Raw genomic sequence first — 1,298 nt, forward strand, 5'->3', positions numbered from 1 at the left:
AGGGTTGGGGGAAGCCCATAGTAATAGTTGGCGAAGGCATTTGAGGGAAATCTACAGTCTGTGATGGCAACTGCTCAGACTCTGCCGGTTTCACATCATCCCACTCTCTCACTCTCTGTTGCTCAATAAGTAACTGCAGAGGAGATGGCAAGTGTGCAATCTCAGTAAAAACATAGGACATTCTCTTCAGGGTCATTGCACTTTTGTATCGATAGCGCTCAAAGATTTCTATAACCTCATTCCCACTCCCGGCAATACGCTCAGCCAGTGAGTTGGGTATAATATGACTTTCAATCATATACATGACATAGCTGATGTCTGTTACCCACCCAGAAAATCTGTAGATGGCATGGCGACTTATAAAATCACCCGTAAGCCCCTGCCCTTGCAGAAAGGTTCTATAGGCCAACCGTTGCTCATAATCGGTAAGATCTTCAACATCCCCGAAGACATCATTAGATATCTTTATATGGCCTATTGCCTTTAGCCCGGCTTTAATGAGTGGTAATGGAATATCAAGCAGCGCCTGGATGAGGCTGTTTCGGTCTTTATTGCGAACCCACTGTTCCAAAATCCTCCATTCAACACCTGCCATATAGGCTGCTCTATACAAATCCCTGTCGGGCAACCTTCGATCTACTATAGCGATACGCTGCCTCTTTGACCGATCATTGGAATCGGAGGCTGTCGTAATGGCTGGATATGATTTTGGTTGAAGCTGCTGATAAAAGCTCTTAAGCAAGTGCGCTGCAGGATGCAGGGTCAAAGTCGTTGCGCCCACACCTCTATCCCAAACTGTTTTTGACTGCTCCCATTCCAAAGGGAAGTAAGAATTGGGTGAATGATAATACCCATCATGAACCTCCGAAATTTCCAGAAAGTCCTTGGGGTGTGGGTCTCGATTATAATTCCGAGGAACCGATCCCCTCACCATAACCCAGCTCACCTCAGCATTGGGTTTTGGCTTCACAAATGCGATGTAAGGAGCTTTTGTTGATGATTCCGGTGCACGTAAAGCCAATAAGTCCATATGTGGTTCAAACGCATAACGCAGCACATAAGGCATTTGGTAAGTCGTGCCCGGAGCGTTTGTTAACCTTGTACCACTGATACCATAAAGTGTCAGAGCTTGAGGGGTAGGGTCAGAAAAATCCCAACTGATGCTGCTGACTCCACCATGAACAACCGTGAACAGCCTTTTTGAGGTTTGCAGATCCTTATCCACATATTGGGCTGCATTCCAGCCGGATGGAATATGTTTATCATGCCCATCAACGGCATAGTGGATATGCAAATCA

1 protein-coding gene is annotated in these 1,298 nt (G+C 46.1%); it reads right to left on the bottom strand.

From position 1 onward, the window contains the following. Nucleotides 1–1,066 (bottom strand): hypothetical protein (locus E1189_RS01390; RefSeq protein WP_155158316.1); only part of this gene is annotated, 1,066 nt, incomplete at its 3' end. Between the last annotated feature and the right edge of the window lie 232 nt (nt 1,067–1,298).

The sequence above is a fragment of the Parendozoicomonas verongulae genome (genome assembly GCF_009711465.1).
GTDB lineage: Bacteria > Pseudomonadota > Gammaproteobacteria > Pseudomonadales > Endozoicomonadaceae > Sansalvadorimonas > Sansalvadorimonas verongulae.